This is a genomic window from Mycobacterium europaeum (assembly GCF_034555895.2).
In the GTDB taxonomy this organism is placed as follows: Bacteria; Actinomycetota; Actinomycetes; order Mycobacteriales; family Mycobacteriaceae; genus Mycobacterium; species Mycobacterium europaeum.
Genome location: NZ_CP157315.1, coordinates 2,915,081 through 2,932,234 on the forward strand (window position 1 = coordinate 2,915,081; position 17,154 = coordinate 2,932,234).

19 protein-coding genes are annotated in these 17,154 nt (G+C 69.1%); 8 read left to right on the plus strand and 11 right to left on the minus strand.

What is annotated here, in order from left to right; genetic code table 11:
* The first annotated feature begins 110 nt into the window (after nucleotides 1-110).
* From U8D42_RS12980 to U8D42_RS12990, 3 genes are all read left to right on the plus strand, one after another.
* Nucleotides 111-1,370 (plus strand): EspA/EspE family type VII secretion system effector, encoded by a 1,260-nt coding sequence (locus tag U8D42_RS12980; RefSeq protein WP_322860083.1) that lies wholly within the window; start codon nucleotides 111-113, stop codon nucleotides 1,368-1,370.
* Nucleotides 1,371-1,426: 56 nt separating this feature from the next.
* The gene (locus U8D42_RS12985) at nucleotides 1,427-1,744 is read left to right on the plus strand and encodes a type VII secretion target (RefSeq protein ID WP_085240030.1); all 318 of its coding nucleotides are present in this window, start codon (nucleotides 1,427-1,429) and stop codon (nucleotides 1,742-1,744) included.
* Nucleotides 1,745-1,840: 96 nt separating this feature from the next.
* Nucleotides 1,841-2,374, plus strand: a complete 534-nt coding sequence (locus U8D42_RS12990) for a hypothetical protein (RefSeq protein WP_322860082.1) — start codon at nucleotides 1,841-1,843, stop codon at nucleotides 2,372-2,374.
* Nucleotides 2,375-2,421: 47 nt separating this feature from the next.
* Here the strand turns inward: U8D42_RS12990 and U8D42_RS12995 are convergent, their stop codons facing one another.
* The 5 genes from U8D42_RS12995 to U8D42_RS13015 form a co-directional block, all read right to left on the minus strand.
* On the minus strand, nucleotides 2,422-2,769 hold the full coding sequence (locus tag U8D42_RS12995; protein WP_322860081.1) for a YbaB/EbfC family nucleoid-associated protein: 348 nt from the start codon (nucleotides 2,767-2,769) through the stop codon (nucleotides 2,422-2,424).
* A 126-nt stretch (nucleotides 2,770-2,895) separates the two neighbouring features.
* The gene (gene dxs, locus U8D42_RS13000; RefSeq protein WP_322860080.1) at nucleotides 2,896-4,821 is read right to left on the minus strand and encodes a 1-deoxy-D-xylulose-5-phosphate synthase; all 1,926 of its coding nucleotides are present in this window, start codon (nucleotides 4,819-4,821) and stop codon (nucleotides 2,896-2,898) included.
* Nucleotides 4,822-4,875: 54 nt separating this feature from the next.
* Nucleotides 4,876-6,339, minus strand: coding sequence for a cation:proton antiporter (locus U8D42_RS13005; RefSeq protein WP_322860079.1), 1,464 nt, complete (start codon nucleotides 6,337-6,339; stop codon nucleotides 4,876-4,878).
* Between the two features lie 189 nt (nucleotides 6,340-6,528).
* Nucleotides 6,529-7,722: a class I SAM-dependent RNA methyltransferase gene (locus tag U8D42_RS13010; RefSeq protein WP_322860190.1), complete on the minus strand. Its 1,194-nt coding sequence runs from the start codon at nucleotides 7,720-7,722 to the stop codon at nucleotides 6,529-6,531.
* A gap of 29 nt (nucleotides 7,723-7,751) precedes the next feature.
* A complete protein-coding gene (locus U8D42_RS13015; protein ID WP_085240024.1) occupies nucleotides 7,752-9,746 on the minus strand; it encodes an APC family permease in 1,995 nt (664 codons plus the stop codon).
* A gap of 130 nt (nucleotides 9,747-9,876) precedes the next feature.
* Between U8D42_RS13015 and U8D42_RS13020 the strand changes: the two genes are divergently transcribed.
* The gene (locus U8D42_RS13020; protein ID WP_167542764.1) at nucleotides 9,877-10,542 is read left to right on the plus strand and encodes a potassium channel family protein; all 666 of its coding nucleotides are present in this window, start codon (nucleotides 9,877-9,879) and stop codon (nucleotides 10,540-10,542) included.
* Between the two features lie 12 nt (nucleotides 10,543-10,554).
* Nucleotides 10,555-11,232 (plus strand): potassium channel family protein, encoded by a 678-nt coding sequence (locus U8D42_RS13025; protein ID WP_085240023.1) that lies wholly within the window; start codon nucleotides 10,555-10,557, stop codon nucleotides 11,230-11,232.
* Here U8D42_RS13025 and U8D42_RS13030 read toward each other — a convergent pair.
* Together U8D42_RS13030 and U8D42_RS13035 are read right to left on the minus strand one after the other, a co-directional pair.
* Nucleotides 11,229-11,942, minus strand: a complete 714-nt coding sequence (locus U8D42_RS13030) for a DUF3159 domain-containing protein (RefSeq protein ID WP_431523765.1) — start codon at nucleotides 11,940-11,942, stop codon at nucleotides 11,229-11,231. The two genes, U8D42_RS13025 and U8D42_RS13030, sit on opposite strands and share 4 nt — an antisense overlap.
* The gene (locus U8D42_RS13035) at nucleotides 11,939-12,307 is read right to left on the minus strand and encodes an OB-fold nucleic acid binding domain-containing protein (RefSeq protein ID WP_085240021.1); all 369 of its coding nucleotides are present in this window, start codon (nucleotides 12,305-12,307) and stop codon (nucleotides 11,939-11,941) included. Before U8D42_RS13035 ends, U8D42_RS13030 begins: the two co-directional genes overlap by 4 nt.
* A 137-nt stretch (nucleotides 12,308-12,444) precedes the next feature.
* On the opposite strand from U8D42_RS13035, the gene U8D42_RS13040 reads away from it, so the two are divergent.
* Entirely contained in the window at nucleotides 12,445-13,143 is a 699-nt protein-coding gene (locus U8D42_RS13040; RefSeq protein ID WP_322860078.1) for an alpha/beta hydrolase, read from the plus strand.
* Nucleotides 13,144-13,253: 110 nt separating this feature from the next.
* Here U8D42_RS13040 and U8D42_RS13045 read toward each other — a convergent pair whose 3' ends face one another.
* Together U8D42_RS13045 and dut are read right to left on the minus strand one after the other, a co-directional pair.
* Entirely contained in the window at nucleotides 13,254-14,012 is a 759-nt protein-coding gene (locus U8D42_RS13045; protein WP_322860077.1) for a DUF3710 domain-containing protein, read from the minus strand.
* Between the two features lie 76 nt (nucleotides 14,013-14,088).
* Nucleotides 14,089-14,553 (minus strand): dUTP diphosphatase, encoded by a 465-nt coding sequence (gene dut / locus U8D42_RS13050; RefSeq protein WP_322860076.1) that lies wholly within the window; start codon nucleotides 14,551-14,553, stop codon nucleotides 14,089-14,091.
* A gap of 25 nt (nucleotides 14,554-14,578) precedes the next feature.
* Between dut and U8D42_RS13055 the strand changes: the two genes are divergently transcribed.
* Nucleotides 14,579-15,064: a DUF3093 domain-containing protein gene (locus U8D42_RS13055; protein ID WP_085240017.1), complete on the plus strand. Its 486-nt coding sequence runs from the start codon at nucleotides 14,579-14,581 to the stop codon at nucleotides 15,062-15,064.
* Nucleotides 15,065-15,076: 12 nt separating this feature from the next.
* Here the strand turns inward: U8D42_RS13055 and U8D42_RS13060 are convergent, their stop codons facing one another.
* Complete coding sequence (locus U8D42_RS13060) at nucleotides 15,077-15,379, minus strand: DUF4193 domain-containing protein (protein WP_007171590.1); 303 nt, start codon at nucleotides 15,377-15,379, stop codon at nucleotides 15,077-15,079.
* 192 nt (nucleotides 15,380-15,571) lie between these two features.
* Here U8D42_RS13060 and cei point away from each other — a divergent pair, with 192 nt between their 5' ends.
* Nucleotides 15,572-16,222: an envelope integrity protein Cei gene (cei, locus tag U8D42_RS13065; RefSeq protein ID WP_085240016.1), complete on the plus strand. Its 651-nt coding sequence runs from the start codon at nucleotides 15,572-15,574 to the stop codon at nucleotides 16,220-16,222.
* A 6-nt stretch (nucleotides 16,223-16,228) separates the two neighbouring features.
* Here the strand turns inward: cei and U8D42_RS13070 are convergent, their stop codons facing one another.
* The gene (locus tag U8D42_RS13070; RefSeq protein ID WP_322860075.1) at nucleotides 16,229-17,107 is read right to left on the minus strand and encodes an inositol monophosphatase family protein; all 879 of its coding nucleotides are present in this window, start codon (nucleotides 17,105-17,107) and stop codon (nucleotides 16,229-16,231) included.
* Nucleotides 17,108-17,154 lie beyond the last annotated feature (47 nt).

The window sequence follows — 17,154 nt, forward strand, 5'->3', positions numbered from 1 at the left end:
TAGCAAACCGCGACTAACGCCTGGATTGCCACAAAATTGGTGCTCTAGCCACCGTCTGGCAGCTGTTAGGCTCGACGCAAGGCGCGAACTCCCTACTCGCAGAAGGGATCATGGAAATGGTCGTTGCCGCATCCGAAATCGGCGGTCTGGTAGGGAGCCTGGCCGGCATAGGAAAGAACGCCGCCGCAAAGGACTGGGTTGCGACCGGAATCGGCGCCGGCGCATTCGGCATGGAAACGACCAAAATTGTCGTCAAGGGGATCGCTGAGCGACGCATAAAGGCCGAGATAGAACGCGGTCTCGAGGAGCGAACAAATCCCTGGGCGGCGGAGGTGCCGATCATCGAATGGGGCATCGTCGCCATCACGGTTTTCGAGTATTTCCTTGGCCTTGGCGACGCCACCAAGGGAGCGGAGTTCGACAACGCCCGTTCCAAGCTCGATTCGCCCAAGAAAGACCTGGAGTCCGCCTTCCCCGACAGCAGATGGGAGGGCTCAGCGTCGGAAGAGTACGCCAAACAGAACCAAACCCAGCTGGACCGCGTGACCCTGATGCGAAATCAGGACCAGGCAATGATGAAAATCCTGGAGGCCGAAGTCGATCAGCTCACCGAGGTCCGCCGTGCCATCGCCGGAATAAAGGACGGCCTCACCGGCTGCATCTTTGTCGCCCTCCTGATCAAAGCCCAAGGGAGTGAAGCCTCGTCCCTGGTGTTTCAGAAAGCCGTCACCATCGTGGCGATCACCGCGACGGTGAGCGCCATTGGCTTCATGGAAATCTTCTCTGGCACGGAGACCCGGCCGAAGGTGCAGGAAGTAGTCCGGGAGTACGAGAAGATCATCGCGGAGATGAAAGAATATCTGTCGACTTCTCGGATTGCGCCGTCCGCTCACATGGCGTCCTCGGCGACGTCCACCATCTCCGATTTCTCCACCGAGTTCACGTCGTCCGAGGCTCCCGGCACATCCCTGCCGGCCGGTGCGGCCGCACCCGCCAGCCCGGCAACGGCTCCTCGCCTGAGCGAACTGATCCAGATGTCGGGCCAGCAGGTGAGGGGCATGCCCGCCCCGACTCAGCCGGCGGGGGCGCCCAGTCAAGCCGGCCAACCTGCAGGACAAACCTCGGCCCTGACCGGCCCCGGCTACCCGCAACGGTCGGCCTCCACCGCCCGGGAGCGCAAGGGGCCCGCCACCGCCGCCGACGGGACCCCGATAGCGGGTGCCGTCCCCGAGGACGTCACCGCGAGCGACGGCGCCGCAGTGGCGGGCGCGGCCGCGGGCGCCGCGGCGACCGAGCGCGCACCCGCCGCCGTCGCGGCGCTCGAAGCCGACCAGGCGGGAGAGCCGCGCCGGCCGCAGTCCGCCGTGTAAAGCACATTGACAACCCGATCTCTCTGCGGCGCAATCGAATCCAACGAGGAGGTTCCATGGCGAACTTGAGCGTCACGTCGAAGTACCTTGACGAAGTGCTGGCGCGCGCGCAGGACGCGACCAAGGAGGATTTCAAGTCGTCCGCCGGGGCGGTCGACGGAGTCGGCGTCAACGTGTGGGTCAACCATGGTCTGGCCTGCGGACCCGGCAATGATGCCGTCGTGGGAGTCGAGGTCCGCCGCGCGGAGGCGATCGGACTCATGATCGAGGTCGCCACCGACCTCGCCGCCAACCTGCGTGCCGCCGCCAAAGCGTACGACGGCATCGACCACGATGCCGCCCGAAACCTTGACAAACAGGTGCTTCCCGGCTGAGCTACCGGCTAGCCGAACAGGGGATGAATGCGAGAGAGGGACGTCGTGGCGCAGCTTCCGAATGGTAACGAAGACCCCACCGATCTTTTCGCCGCAATGAACTTCGCGCCCACCGGCGACACCGCGGCCGACCGCGAACCCGACGCGCTGACTGCCCTCAGCTTCGCCGCCGCCGAGGACGGTGGCGACGACTCCCCGCTCGAGCCGGCGCCGGAGTACGCGGCCGCCGAGCCCGTAGACACCGCGACCGTACTCGCCGCACAGGCTGGGGCTCCCGAGGAGGACGACGAGGAGGACGTCATCCCGCTGTTCACCGTGACCAACCCGCCCGGGACGGTATCGGTGTCGGCGCTCGGCGACGGCGGAATCGAGCAAGTCGCCCTCTCGGAGAAGGTGGCCAGCATGACCGAAGCCGAACTGGCCGAGGAGATTATTGTGATCGCGCACCTGGCCACCCAGAAGGGGCAGGCGGCCCAGCACGACTTCCTGCTGCAAAACATGCGCGAATTGGGGGCGGATGATCCCGATGCCGTGCGCGACCTCCTGGAGTACGGCATGGAACTCACGTCGCCGGAGCGGGCCGCCGAGACCCAGGCCCACGTGTTCGCCACCCGATACGCGACCGAATGACGGTTTTGGCCCCGGCAGCGGAACCGTTGCCGCCGTTGGGAGCTCGGCTACGCCAGGCCCAGTGACTCCGTCATCAGCGTGGCGATGCCCGCCAGTGACTCGACGAGCTGCCGATGCTGGGCTTCGTTGGCCGCGTTCACCTCAGCCGCCGCGTTGCGCAGGGCCTCGTTGACGCGTTGCTCGACCGTTTCGGCGCCCAGCCGCAACAGGCCATCCTCGATATGGAGATCGGTGATCCCGCGGCGCCCGTTCAGCGTCACCTCGACGGTCTTGCCTTCGTCTGTCGCGGTGAAGGTTTCGGTGTTGGTTCGGTGCATCTGATCTTCGAGGGCGGACTGGAACCGCTGCCCGAACTCCATGGCCTCGGCCAGCTGCGGGTGCATCCCTGCGGTCATGTGATGTCCTTCGTCCTCGGGTGACGGCATGGCCCACTACCGCTCCCAGTCTAAGGCGAGCTGCGCTGGCTCACGTCACCCATTTTCCGGCCTCGACCTGAGCGTCGCACCGCCGAAGCAGCACGCCTAATCCAGGTGCTCGCGGATCTCCGCCTCGGTGACCGCGCTGCCCAGCGCGGCGACCCAGCCGGTGATGCGGCGGGCCACGTCCTGATCGGTCAGCCCCAGCTCGGCCAGCAGTTCGCCCCGCGAGGCGTGCTCGTAGAACCGCTGAGGCAGGCCGACATCGCGGCACGGCACGTCGATGTCCGCGGCGCGCAGGGCCGCGGACACCGCCGACCCGACGCCGCCGTTGACGCCGTTGTCCTCGCACGTGACGACCAGTTTGTGCCGGCCGGCGAGCTCGAGGACCGCCTCGGAAACCGGTAGCACCCACCGCGGGTCGATCACCGTCACGCCGATCCCCTGGTTGTGCAGCCGCTTGGCGACCTCCAGCGCCATCGGGACGAACGCCCCGACGCCCACCAGCAGCACGTCGTGGTTCAGCCCCTCGGCCGGCACGGCGAGCACGTCGATAGCCGAGGTGCCGGCGCCCCGCCGCTCGATGGCCGGAATGTCTTCGCCCACATCACCTTTGGGGAACCGGAGCGCGGTCGGGCCGTCGTTGACGTCGAGCGCCTCACCGAGTTCCTCGCGCAGCCGGGTGGCGTCGCGCGGCGCGGCCACCCGCATGCCGGGCACGATGCCCAGCATCGACATGTCCCACATGCCGTTGTGGCTCGCGCCGTCCGAGCCGGTGATGCCCGCCCGGTCGAGCACCATGGTGACCGGCAGCTTGTGCAGGGCCACGTCCATCATGATCTGGTCGAAGGCCCGGTTGAGGAACGTCGAATAGATGGCCACCACCGGGTGCATGCCGCCCATCGCCAGGCCGGCCGCCGACGTCAGGGCGTGTTGCTCGGCGATGCCGACGTCGAACAGCCGGTCCGGGAACTGTTGCCCGAACGCGCTCAGCCCGGTGGGGCCGGGCATTGCCGCGGTGATCGCCACGATGTCGCGGCGTTTCCGGGCGTAGCCGATGAGCGCATCGGAGAACGTGGCGGTCCACCCGGGCCCGGCGACCTTGGTGGCCTGCCCGGTGACCGGATCGATGACGCCGCAGGAGTGCATCTGCTCGGCTTCGTCGTCCTCGGCCGGGGCGTAACCCATGCCCTTGCGGGTGACGACGTGCACGATCACCGGCCGGCCGAAGCCGCGCGCGTGGCGCAGCGCCGCCTCCACCGCGCGCTCGTCGTGGCCGTCGACCGGTCCCACGTACTTGAGCCCGAGGTCGGTGAACAGCAGCTGCGGGGACAGCGAGTCCTTGATGCCGGCCTTGACGCTGTGCATGAACCGGTAGGCGAGCTCGCCGAGCAGCGGCATCGAGCGCACCGCGTCGCGGCCCTTCGCCAGCGCCTGCTCGTAGGCCGGTTGCAGCCGCAGGGTGGCCAGGTGATCGGCGACGCCGCCGATCGTCGGCGCATAGCTGCGGCCGTTGTCGTTGACCACGATGATCACCGGGCGCTTCGACGCCGCGATGTTGTTCAGCGCCTCCCAACACATGCCGCCGGTGAGCGCGCCGTCCCCGACCACGGCGACCACGTGCCGGTTGCGGTGACCGGTCAGCTCGAACGCCTTGGCCAGCCCGTCGGCGTACGACAGCGCCGCGCTGGCGTGGCTGGACTCCACCCAGTCGTGCTCGCTCTCGGCGCGCGACGGATAGCCCGACAGCCCGCCCTTCTTGCGCAGACCCTCGAAATCCTGCGCGCGCCCGGTCAGCATCTTGTGGACGTACGCCTGATGGCCGGTGTCGAAGATGATCGGGTCGTGCGGCGAGTCGAACACCCGATGCAGCGCGAGGGTCAGTTCGACCACCCCGAGGTTGGGCCCGAGATGCCCACCCGTGGCTGCGACCTTGTGGATCAGGAACTCGCGAATCTCGGCGGCGAGTTCACGCAGCTGTTGTTGGGACAGGTGTTGCAGGTCAGCGGGCCCGCGAATCTGTTCCAGCATCCCGATAGTCTACGCAGCGAGCGCCGGAACAACAGGGAGCCGGAGGTCGCCGGCCTACGGGGGCCCGAAAAGCTCGACCAGGGTGTCGTGCAGCTCGGGGTCCGCCAGCACGACGACCTCGTCGCCGGCCTCAAGTTCGGTGTTCCCTCGCACCGGCACCAGGCCGGTGGTGCGGACCACGATGCTCACCCAGATGTCGCCGACACGGTCACTGAGCCCCTCTACCGTGCACCCCTCGGCGGCGGACCCCTTGGCGACGCTGAGGCGATGGACCCCCTCCGGTTCGTCCGCGAGCCGCACCCCTATCTCCCACGGCTGGGTCTCCACCGTGCGCATGGGCAGCCGCAACAGATTCGCGACGCCGGGCACCGAGCTGCCCTGCACCAGAACCGAGAAGATCACGACGACGACCACGATGCCGTAGAGGCGTTCGGCGTTGGGAACGTGCGCGGCCCGCAGCAACTCGCCGAGCAGAATCGGCACCGCCCCTTTGAGGCCGGCGAACAGGATGAAGAGGCGCTCGTTTCGCTCGAGTTGCACGCCAAGCAGGCAGGCGCTCACCGCCAGCGGGCGAATCAGCACCGTCAGCCCCGCGCCGACAGCGAGCCCGGGTATCCACACGTCGGGGTGGGTCAGCGCGTTGAGGTCGACGGTCAGACCCAGCACGACGAACGCGACGATTTCGGCCAGACCGGCCAGGGCGGCGTGGAATCGCTTGATCTCGGGCTTGTAGGGGGCGCGCGCGTCACCGATCACGATGCCGGCGACGAACACCGCCAGAAATCCCGACCCGTGCGCAAGCGTGGCGATGCCGTACAGCATCAGGCTCGAGGCCAGCGTTCGCAGCGGGTAGAGGCCTTCGCTCGGCAGCGCGACGCGGCGCATGAAGACGAGCAGGGCGCGGCCGCCGATCACCCCCACGGCCAGGCCGATCGCCATCTGCAGAGCGAATTGGGTTCCGACGCTGGCGAATCCGGCCGCACTGAGGCCACCGGCGGCGATCAGGCTGGACATCAACGAGATGCCGACCGGATCGTTGGCGCCGGACTCGCCCTCCAGGATGGTGCTGCTGCGGCCCCTGATTTCGCGTTTGCCCAGGACCGAGAACACCACGGCCGGATCGGTGGGAGCCACCGCGGTTGCGACGAGCACCGCGGGAAACCAGCTGATTCCGCAGGCGTAATGCAGCACCAAGGCGGCGCCGGCGGCGGTGAGGCCGGTGCCCAGGACGCCGACCGACAGGATGGGGGCAACCGCCCTGCGGAACCGGGCAGGCCCGATATGCATCCCGCCGTCGAACAGCACCAGCACCAGCGCGACGGTGATGACCTGTTGCACGATCCGCTCGGTCGGAGGCTGCACCGCCGGTACCGAGTGCACCACCGCTGCCGTTCCGACGAGCACGAGCAGGGGCACGGGGACCTTGACCCGCTCGGTCAGACGGTTCGCCAGCACCGCGACCAGACCGACCGCGCTGGAGAACAAGATGATGAGCGCGAACCGAAGATCGTCGTTCACGATTGCGGCACCCGGAGACGGGACGGCGTCTTGGCGGTAGGCACTCATGCCTTTCGGTTGGTCGACAGGGACATCGAGGACATCGCCGACCAGACTTCCCGGCACACCGCGACGGAGTCTATCCGCTCCCGCGAAACAGCACCGGCGAACGCGTTGCGATGACGGCGGTCTGGTCGCCCTATGACGCCGCTACACCCGGGTCAGCAGGGCGACGCATTCGGTGTGATGGGTGAGCGGGAACGCGTCGAACACCTTGATCTTTTCGACGGCATAGCCGTGGCGGAGGTAGAGGCCGATGTCGCGCGCGAAAGACGCTGCCTCGCAACCGATGTGCACCACCCTCGGCACGGCGGCGGCGGCCAGTTGGTCGATGATCTCGCGCCCGGCGCCCGCCCGCGGCGGATCCAGCACGGCCACGTCGGCGCCCGCCCGTTGCGTACCCAGCACCCGCCGCACCGAGTCGGTGACGACGTGCACCTGTGGCAGGTCGTCCAGCGCGACGCGGGCGGCGCGCGTGGCCGCGCGCGAGGTGTCGACGGACAGCACCCGCCCGGACTCCCCGACCGCGGCGCCGAGCGCGGCGGCGAAGACGCCCGCGCCGCCGTAGAGGTCCCAGGCGGTCATGCCGGGACCGGGCTGCGCCCAGTCGGCGACCAGCCGGCTGTACACCGCGGCCGCGCCGCGATGCGCCTGCCAGAAGGCGGTCACCGGGATCTGCCAGCTGCGCCCGCCCACCCGCTGCACGGCCTCGTAGCGGCCCTCCACCACCTTGGTCGCCGTCTTCCTGCCCTGCCGCAGGGTGCGCACCACGTGGCGCGCACCGTCATCGTCGACGGCGACGTGCAATTGGGCGGTCGGCGGCCACGGGGAGTCGGCGAGCCCGTCGAGCATGCCGGCCGGCAACTGCGCGCAGCGCAGATCGGTCACCAGCTGGTCGCTGTGATACCGGTGAAAGCCGGGGCGCCCGTCGGCGCCGACATCGAGCCGGACGCGGGTGCGCCAGCCCGTCGGCCCCGAGTCCGACAGGGGTTCGGCCGCACCGTCCCAGCGGTGTCCGCCTAGTCGCTCCAGCTGGTTGGCGACGACCTGCGCCTTGAGCGCGCGGGCCGCCTCCGGGGCGGCGAAGGCCAAATCGCAACACCCGGCGCCGTCCACCCCGGCGATGGGGCACAGCGACTCGATGCGGTCCGCCGACGGCTCGAGCACCTCGACAACCTCGGCGTGCCAATAAGATCCGCGGTCGGCGATGACCCGGGCCCGCACCCGCTCGCCCGGCAGCGCGTAGCGGACGAACACCACGCGCCCCTCGTGGTGCGCGACGCAGCTGCCGCCGTTGGCCGGGGCGCCGGTGACCAACGTCAGCTCATCGCACGGCGGCAGCACCCCGTGGGGCGGGCCGGGTGATCCGCGGGTCAATCGAAGATTCCCCGGCGAGCGTCACCCGGTGCCGCATGCGGCTGCAGCGCCTGCAGCCGCTCCGACGAAGTCAGTTGCCACGGAACAGAAGTCACCATCACGTTGGGCATGAACAACAGCCGGCCCTTGAGCCGCAGCGCGCTCTGGTTGTGCAGCAACTGCTCCCACCAGTGGCCCACCACGTACTCGGGGATGAACACGGTGACCACGGTGCGCGGCGACTCTTTGCTGACCCGCTTGACGTACTCGAGGATGGGGCGGGTGATTTCGCGGTAGGGCGAGGCGATGACCTTGAGCGGCACACTGATGTCGCTCTCTTCCCATTGGTGCACCAACTCGCGGGTCTCCCCCTCGTCGACGCTGACCGTGAGCGCCTCGAGCGCGTCCGGACGGGTAGCGCGGGCGTACGCCAGGGCGCGCAGCGTCGGCAGATGCAACTTGGACACCAGCACCAGGGCGTGATTGCGGCTGGGCAACACCACGTCGTGCTGGGCGGCGGCCTGCTCCTCCAGCTCCCGGCTGACGGTGCCGTAGTGCCGGTGAATCATCTTCATCATCACGAACAGCAAACCCATGGCGAACAGCGCGATCCACGCGCCGGCGAGGAATTTCGTGACCAGCACGACCAGCAAAACCGCGCCGGTCGAAAGCAATCCGACGGTGTTGACGACCCTGGAACGCATCATCTTGCGCCGCGCCCGTGGGTCGGTCTCGGTGCGCAGCAACCGGGTCCAGTGCCGCACCATGCCGATCTGGCTCAACGTGAACGAAATGAACACGCCGACGATGTAGAGCTGGATCAGGGCGGTGACCTCGGCGTGGAACGCGATGATCGCCAACAGGGCCGCCCCGGACAGGAACAGGATCCCGTTGGAGAACGCCAACCGATCCCCGCGGGTGTGCAGCTGGCGCGGCAGGTAGCTGTGCTGCGCCAGCACCGAACCGAGCACCGGGAAGCCGTTGAACGCGGTGTTGGCCGCCAGCACCAGGATGAGGGCGGTCACCGTGGCGATCAGCAGGAAGCCGATGTGGAAGCTGCCGAACACCGTTTCCGCCAGCTGGGTGACCAGGGTCTTCTGGTAGTAGCCCGGCGGGGTGCCGGTCAGTTGCCTGGCCGGATCCTCGACCAGCTGAACCCGGATCTGCTGGGCCAGCACGATGATGCCCATCAGCAGGGCCACCGCGATCCCGCCCAGCATCAGCAGCGTGGTCGCCGCGTTGCGCGACTTGGGCTTCTCGAACGCCGGGACCCCATTGCTGATCGCCTCCACACCGGTCAGCGCCGCGCAACCCGACGAAAACGACCGCGCCACCAGAAACGCCAGCGCGAAGCCGACGACCTGGCCGTGCTCCGCGTGCATCTGGAAGCCGGCCGACTCCGCCCGCAGCGGATTACCCAGCACGAAGATCCGGAACAGCCCCCAGCCGATCATCACGAACACGCCGACGATGAACGCATACGTGGGGATCGCGAACGCCACCCCCGACTCGCGGATGCCGCGCAGGTTCAACGCCATCACCAGCAGGATCGAGGCCACACAGAACCACACCTTGTGCTCGGCCACCAGCGGGATGGCCGAGCCGATGTTCGCCATCGCCGACGCCGTCGAAACGGCCACGGTGAGAACGTAATCGACCATCAGCGCGCTGGCCACCACCAGGCCGGCCGTCCCGCCCAGGTTGGTGGTGACCACCTCGTAGTCGCCCCCTCCGGACGGGTAGGCATGCACGTTCTGCCGGTAGCTGGCCACCACGACCAGCATCACCGCGGCCACGGCCAGCCCGATCCAGGGCGTCAGCGCGTAGGCGCTGACGCCGGCCACCGAGAGCATCAGGAAGACTTCCTCGGGTGCGTAGGCCACCGACGACAACGCATCGGAGGCGAACACCGGCAAGGCGATCCGCTTGGGCAGCAGGGTGTGACTGAGCCGGTCGCTGCGAAAGGGCCGGCCAATTAGCAACCGACGCGTTGCGGTTGAAAGTTTGGACACGAGAGCCAAGAGTAAGCCCACAAGGGTTTGGCGGTAGCTTCGTAGGCGAGAATGTTTGCCGACGCGAAATCGGCTGGCCGGCGTGGGTTGCCGATTTCAGAACACAGGGCGCAGCCGAGAGGATCGGAAAGTGCGAGTAGTGGTGATGGGCTGCGGCCGCGTCGGTTCCTCGGTGGCCGACGGGCTATCGCGGATCGGCCACGACGTCGCGGTCATCGACCGCGACAGCACCGCGTTCAACCGGCTCAGCCCGGAGTACGCCGGCGAGCGGGTGCTGGGCCAGGGATTCGACCGGGACGTGCTGCTGCGAGCCGGCATCGAGGAGGCGGACGCGTTCGCCGCCGTGTCATCCGGGGATAACTCGAACATCATCTCCGCGCGGCTGGCCCGCGAGACCTTCGGCGTCAAGCGCGTCGTCGCCAGGATCTACGACGCCAAGCGCGCCGAGGTCTACGAACGCCTCGGCATCCCGACCATCGCCACCGTGCCCTGGACCACCGACCGCCTCCTCAACGCGCTGCTGCGGGAAACCGAGACCGCCAAATGGCGGGACCCGACCGGCACGGTGGCCGTCTCCGAGGTCGTCCTGCACGAGGAGTGGATCGGGCATCGGGTCACCGATCTCGAACAGGCCACCGGCGCCCGCGTCGCGTTCCTGATCCGGTTCGGCACCGGCGTCCTGCCGGAACCGAAGACGGTGATCCAGGCCGGCGATCAGGTCTACGTCGCCGCGATCTCCGGCCGCGCCGCCGAGGCCGTGGCCATCGCGGCCCTGCCACCCAGTGAAGATTCGTAAGGAGCGGCGAAAATGAAGGTAGCTGTCGCCGGGGCCGGCGCGGTGGGCCGCTCCGTCAGCCGCGAACTCATCGGCAACGGCCACGACGTGACACTCATCGAGCGCAACCCGGACCACGTCGACGTGGACGCCATCCCCGCCGCCCACTGGCGGCTCGGCGATGCCTGCGAGCTGAGCCTGCTGGAGTCGGTGCACCTGCACGAGTTCGACGTGGTGGTGGCCGCGACCGGCGACGACAAAGCCAACGTCGTGCTCAGCCTGCTGGCCAAGACCGAGTTCGCGGTGCCCCGGGTGGTGGCCCGGGTCAACGACCCGCGCAACGAATGGTTGTTCACCGACGCCTGGGGCGTGGACGTGGCGGTGTCGACCCCACGGATGCTGGCCTCGCTCATCGAAGAGGCCGTCGCCGTCGGTGATCTGGTGCGCCTCATGGAGTTTCGCAGGGGCCAGGCCAACCTCGTCGAGATCACCCTGCCCGATGACACCCCCTGGGGCGGCAAGCCGGTGCGTCGACTGCAGCTGCCCCGCGACGCCGCGCTGGTCACCATCCTGCGCGGCCCCAGGGTGATCGTGCCCGAGGCGGACGAGCCGCTGGAGGGCGGCGACGAGCTGCTCTTCGTCGCGGTCGCCGAGGCCGAAGAGGACCTGCGCAAGCTGCTGCTGCCGGACGGCCCGGCGCTGACCGACTAGTCGGAGCCGGCCTCGACCCCGACGCCGGCGTCACCGGTCGCGGACATGGCCCGCAGCGCGGACTTGATCGCCAAATACGTCGCCAGCGCGGCCGCCACGGTCAGCGGCCACCCCATCGCGATGCGCGCGACGGCCAGCCAACCGGTCCGGTTGGCGTCGTAGAGCATGCCCTGCACGACGAATCGGGCGGCGAAGACGAGCACCCAGCATCCCGAGGCGATGTCGAAGGCGTAGACGGCCCGAGGGACATCGCGCCAGCCCTGACCGCGCCCGGTGGCCCAGCTCCACACGTAACCGACCAGCGGCCGGCGGATGACGACCGAGACCGCGACGACTACCGCCCACAGCAACGACATCCAGATGCCCACCAGGAAATAACCCTTGGACTCCCCCATGACGTAGGCGACGAGGCCGCAGATGGCGACGCCGAAGAATCCGGAGAATGCCGGCTGCGGGGATTCCCGCCGAATCAACCGCCACACCAGGACCAGTGCGGCCGCCGCGAGCGCGGACACGATCGCCGCGAACAAGCCCGACACCGACGAGGCAATGACGAAGATCACAACGGGCAGCGACGAATAGATGACGCCGCTGACCCCACCCGCCTGCCGGATCAGACGTTCCACCGTGATGCGGTCGACGGTCGCGCGGTCGGGCGAGCCCGACTCGTGGGCTTCCGCACCCGCCCCCGGATCACCGGGTCGTGTCACCGCTGAATTTCGTAGTGCGGGTTGTAGATGGCCTTGCTGCCGTTCTCCAGCGTGCCCAGCCGGCCCCGCACCCGCAGCTTGCGGCCGGAGTCGATGCCGGGTATCCGGCGCTGCCCCAACCAGACCAGGGTCACGGTGTCGCTGCCGTCGAACAGCTCGGCGCGGACACCGCCCGCGCAGGCCTTGCCGTTACATTCCACGCTGCGCAGCGTGCCGATCATCGTGACCTCTTGGCCGCGCTCGCAATCGATCGCCCGTTGCGCGCCGGCGCTCTCTACCTCGTCGGACAACTCTTCGGAGTCGCGTTGCTCCGGAGCCTCCGTCAATCGGCGGCTGAGCCGGCGCAGATATCCCTGGGCCCCCATGGCCCCTCCTGACAATGCTGATAAGCCTTGGCGCTTCCATTTATGCCAACGGACACCGTAGACCCCTTGGTTCCCCCGCGCCAACCCAATCAAACGTCGTGTTGGAGCGCAGGTGAACACCGGGGCACTATCTGGGGGTGGCTGTGGATCTGCGGGGTGTCACCATCGTGTTGTTGCCCGGTACCGGCTCCGACGACGACTACATTCGCCGGGCCTTTTCCGGTCCGCTGCGCGACGCCGGCGCCGTGTTGGTGGCGCCGCCGCCCCACCCGGACCGGTTGATCGACGGCTACCTGTCCGCGTTGGATGCCGCCGCGCAAACGGGCCCGATCGCCGTCGGCGGCGTGTCGATCGGCGCGGCGGTGGCGGTCGCCTGGGCTCTAGCCCACCCGGACAAGGCGGTCGCGGTGCTGGCCGCGCTGCCGGCCTGGGCCGGTGCGCCCGAGGCGGCGCCCGCGGCCCTCGCGGCGCGCCACACCGCATCGCAGCTGCGGGCCGACGGGCTGGCGACGACCACCGGCCAGATGCGGGCGTCGAGCCCGCCATGGCTGGCCGACGAGCTGGCGCGGTCGTGGCGCGCCCAGTGGCCCCAATTGCCCGACGCCATGGACGAGGCCGCCGCCTACGTGGCGCCGAACCGAGCGGAGTTGGCCGGGCTCGCGGCCCCGCTGGCCGTGGCGGCCGCGGTCGATGACCCCATCCATCCGTTGCGGGTGGGCGTGGAGTGGGTCGACGCCGCGCCGCGGGCGGCGCTGCGGACGGTGACGCTCGACGAGATCGGCTCGGATCCGGCCGCGCTGGGCGCGGCGTGCCTGGCCGCCCTCGCCGAGGCTTGATGGTGGCGACCCGCAGCGCCCGGCTACGCCGCGCTCGCGATCACCACGAGGCTTGATGGTGGCGACCCGCAGCGCCCGGCTACGCCGCGCTCGCGATCGCCACGAGTCCACTAGCCCCCGGTGGTGGTGCGCAGCTGCTGCATGGCCGAGCCCTCGGCGCTGCGCCGCGCCGCCGGCTCATTGGCCCCTTCCTGCGGCTCTTGTTGCGCCTGGGCTTGCTGGGCGGCCGCGGCTTCCCGCAATTGCTGCGCCATGGCCTCGGGCAGCTGCACCGTCAACGGCGTACGCACCGGAAGCGGTGTGTCACCGCGGCGAACCACGGTGTCCGCCAACGCGGCTCGCGCCTCCTGCTCGAGCGCTTCCATGGTCTCGTGCGGGCCGTTGATGACGCAGCGGATCATCCACCGGTAACCGTCGACCCCGATGAAGCGCACCGCGCCGGAGGCGGAGCCGACGACCTCGCGGCCCCAGGGTCCGTCCTTGATGCTGACTTGGGCCGAGTCCCTGCGCAGCGATTCGGCGAGCTCGCCGGCGACTTCGCGCCACAGGCCGCCCGTCTTCGGTGCCGCGTAGGCGGCGATGGTGAAGCGGCCGTTGGGCGTGACCACCCACACGGCGCTGGGAACTCCCGTCTCGGTCAGTTCGACCTGCAGCTGACCCGCCTCGGGCATGGGAATGAGCACCGACCCCAGGTCCAGGCGCGCCAGCTCGGCGACCGACGGGTCGTCGAAATCGTCGATGTCGAACGGTCCCTCGAGTTCTTCGACCTCGGAGGCCGCGTCGCCGGGCGATGTGACGATGTCGCCGGCCGGGCCGGCCGCGGTCTCGTCCTTGTCGTCTTTGCGTGCGCGCTTACCGAATCCAGCCATCAGCGCCGCCCTCCCCCGCAAGCGGGTGATTCCCCCACCTCATCGCGGACTCCTCTCTGCATGGTCGCCGGCGCGCTCACAAACTCGCATGTCCGCCGGAGGAACCGTGGCCACCATCGCCACGGGAGGTTTCGGCCAGGCCCGCCTCGTCGAACGACGACACCTCGACCAGCTCGACCAGCTCGACCTGCTGCACGAGCAGCTGGGCGATGCGGTCGCCGCGATGCACCACGATGGGCTCGGCCGGATCCAGATTGATCAGTGCGACCTTGATCTCGCCGCGATAGCCGGCGTCGATTGTGCCCGGACTGTTGACGATCGAAAGCCCCACGCGAGAAGCCAATCCCGAACGCGGGTGAATCAGGCCGACCATTCCGAAGGGAATCGCGACGGCCACGCCCGTGCGCACCAGGGCGCGTCGTCCCGGCTCCAGCTTGAGGTCTTCCGCGCTGTAGAGATCGACGCCGGCGTCGCCCTGATGGGCGCGCGTGGGCAGTGGCAGCTCGGGATCGAGGCGAACGATGGCCAGACTGGTTGACACGGGGCCACAGATTACCCTTGACTGCGTGTCCGGTACGCGCGTCGCACCGCACAGCGTGCGATATCGCGAACGACTGTGGGTGCCATGGTGGTGGTGGCCGCTGGGCTTCGGCCTGGCGGGGCTCATCGCTTTCGAAGTCAACATGGGTGTGGCCCCCCGGCCGTCCTGGCTGCCGTACGCGACGCTTTTCGCGGTGGCGGCCGGCACGCTGTTGTGGCTGGGCCGCATCGAGATCCGGGTGACCGCCGACCCGAGCGCCCCGGGCGGGGTGGAGCTATGGGCCGGCGAGGCGCACCTGCCGGTCACCGCGATCGCCCGCTCCGCCGTGGTGGAACCGCCGGCCAAGTCCGCCGCGTTGGGCCGCCAGCTCGACCCGGCGGCCTACGTGCTGCATCGGGCATGGGTCGGGCCGATGGTCCTGGTGGTACTCGACGATCCGGACGACCCGACGCCGTACTGGCTGGTGAGTTGCCGCCATCCCGAGCGGGTGCTGTCGGCATTGCGAAGCTGACCCCGAAAACGGTCAAGCCGCGCAGTCGGTACAGATCATCAGGCCGTTCTTCTCGCTGGCCAGCCGGCTGCGGTGTTGCACCAGAAAACAGCTCGAGCAGGTGAACTCGTCAGCCTGCTTCGGGATGACACGCACCGACAGTTCTTCCCCGGACAGGTCGGCGCCAGGCAACTCGAAAGACTCAGCGGTCTCGGATTCGTCGACGTCGACGACGGCCGACGCCGCCTCGTTGCGTCGTGCTTTGAGCTCCTCCAGCGAGTCTTCCGAGACGTCGTCGGTCTCGGTGCGCCGTGGAGCGTCGTAGTCGGTAGGCATACCTGTTCCCCTGCCCTGTTGCCTCTTCATGCCTCTAATGCCAGGCATCGCTTTGTACCAGCGTCGAACGCATCCACCAAATGATTCGTGCCCGTATCGCGGCCCATTAACGTGTGATTTACGTCACAGCACCATTGTGGGCCTTGCGTTCGCCTTTGAACAGTGCGTTTACCGTGCGACTAGAGTGCACCTGTGGTCGCACAAATCACCGAGGGTACCGCCTTTGACAAGCACGGTCGGCCCTTTCGGCGCCGCAACCCCCGGCCCGCGATCGTCGTGGTGGTCTTCCTCGTCGTGGCGACGGCCGTGGCGTGGACCATCGCGCTGACCCGGCCGGCGAAGGTGCACGAGGTCGCGGTCTGCAACCCGCCGCCGAAAGCGACCGGATCGGCGCCCGCCCAGCTCGGTGAGCAGGTGTCGCGAAGCGCGATGATGGACGTCACGCCCGCCAAGCTCAGCGACACCAAGGTCCGCGTGCTCAACGCCAGCGGCCGCGGCGGACAGGCCGGCGACGTCGCCGGCGCGCTGAAAGACCTCGGGTTTGCTCAGCCGACCGCCGCCAACGATCCCCTCTATACCGGCACCCGGCTCACCTGCGAGGGCCAGATCCGGTTCGGCACGGCCGGGCAGGCCACCGCGGCAGCGGTTTGGCTGGTCGCGCCCTGCATGGAGCTGTTCAACGACAGCCGCGCCGACGACTCCGTCGACCTGGCGCTGGGGACGGACTTCACCGCACTGGCCCACAACGACGACATCGACGCCGTGCTGGCCACTCTGCGCCCCGGTGCCACCGAGCCGTCCGACCCCGCGCTGCTCACCAAGATCCACTCCAGCAGCTGCTGACGCGGCTCAGTCGAGAATCGGGTCCAGGCCGTCGATTTCGTCCAGGGCGGCCAGCAGCTGCTCGGCGATCCCCGGCGCGGCGGCCAGCACCAGCCCCGCGCCGTCGATCTCCGGCGGCGGCAGGAAGACCCGGGCCCCCGCCTCGGCCGCGATCAGCGCCCCCGCGGCGCAATCCCATGGCTGCAGGCCGTGCTCGTAGAACGCGTCGAGCCGGCCCGCCGCGACCATGCACAGATCCAGGGCCGCCGAACCGATGCGCCGAACGTCGCGCACCACCGGCAGCAACCGCGCCAGCAAGTCGGCCTGCGCCGCCCGGCGCTGGCGTGCGTAACCGAAACCGGTGCCCAGCAACGCCATCGACAGGTCGTCCACCGTGGCGCACCGCAACGGCCTAACCCCGTTCTGGTCGATGACGTGCGCGCCCAGTCCGGTCGCCGCGGAGTAGACAAGGTCGCCGACGACGTCGGCGACCGCGCCCGCGACCGACACGCCGCCCACTTGCACACCGATCGACACCGCGTACGCCGGAATGCCGTAGACGAAGTTCACCGTGCCGTCGATGGGGTCGAGCACCCAGGTGACCGCGTCCGCGGGCTTGCCCGCGGGATCGGTCGGCCCGCCGCCCTCCTCGCCCAGAATCGGGTCACCGGGCCGTAATTCGGCCAGCCGGTCCCGCAGCAGGTGCTCGGTCTCGGTGTCGACGACGGTCACCGGATCGGTGGGGGTGGTCTTCGACCGCACCGCGCCGTCGCCGGAAAGTTTCGACCCCGCCGCGGCTTCGCCGAACACCTCGGCCCGGCGACGCCGCACGAACGCGGCGGCTTCCGTGGCCAACGTCTCGGCGACCGTGCGCAGCCGGGCGGGGTCGTCATCAGCTCGGGTCACCGGTCTATCGCATCACAGCCGCCACGGCCCCGCAGATGCCCCGTGGC

What these genes read in the sequence shown, in the direction of transcription:
- U8D42_RS12980 (WP_322860083.1), top strand. Translation starts at nt 111, where the DNA reads ATGGAAATGGTCGTTGCCGCATCCGAAATCGGCGGTCTGGTAGGGAGC.
- U8D42_RS12985 (WP_085240030.1), top strand. Translation starts at nt 1,427, where the DNA reads ATGGCGAACTTGAGCGTCACGTCGAAGTACCTTGACGAAGTGCTGGCG.
- U8D42_RS12990 (WP_322860082.1), top strand. Translation starts at nt 1,841, where the DNA reads ATGAACTTCGCGCCCACCGGCGACACCGCGGCCGACCGCGAACCCGAC.
- U8D42_RS12995 (WP_322860081.1), bottom strand. Translation starts at nt 2,769, where the DNA reads ATGACCGCAGGGATGCACCCGCAGCTGGCCGAGGCCATGGAGTTCGGG.
- dxs (WP_322860080.1), bottom strand. Translation starts at nt 4,821, where the DNA reads ATGCTGGAACAGATTCGCGGGCCCGCTGACCTGCAACACCTGTCCCAA.
- U8D42_RS13025 (WP_085240023.1), top strand. Translation starts at nt 10,555, where the DNA reads ATGAAGGTAGCTGTCGCCGGGGCCGGCGCGGTGGGCCGCTCCGTCAGC.
- U8D42_RS13035 (WP_085240021.1), bottom strand. Translation starts at nt 12,307, where the DNA reads ATGGGGGCCCAGGGATATCTGCGCCGGCTCAGCCGCCGATTGACGGAG.
- U8D42_RS13045 (WP_322860077.1), bottom strand. Translation starts at nt 14,012, where the DNA reads ATGGCTGGATTCGGTAAGCGCGCACGCAAAGACGACAAGGACGAGACC.
- U8D42_RS13060 (WP_007171590.1), bottom strand. Translation starts at nt 15,379, where the DNA reads ATGCCTACCGACTACGACGCTCCACGGCGCACCGAGACCGACGACGTC.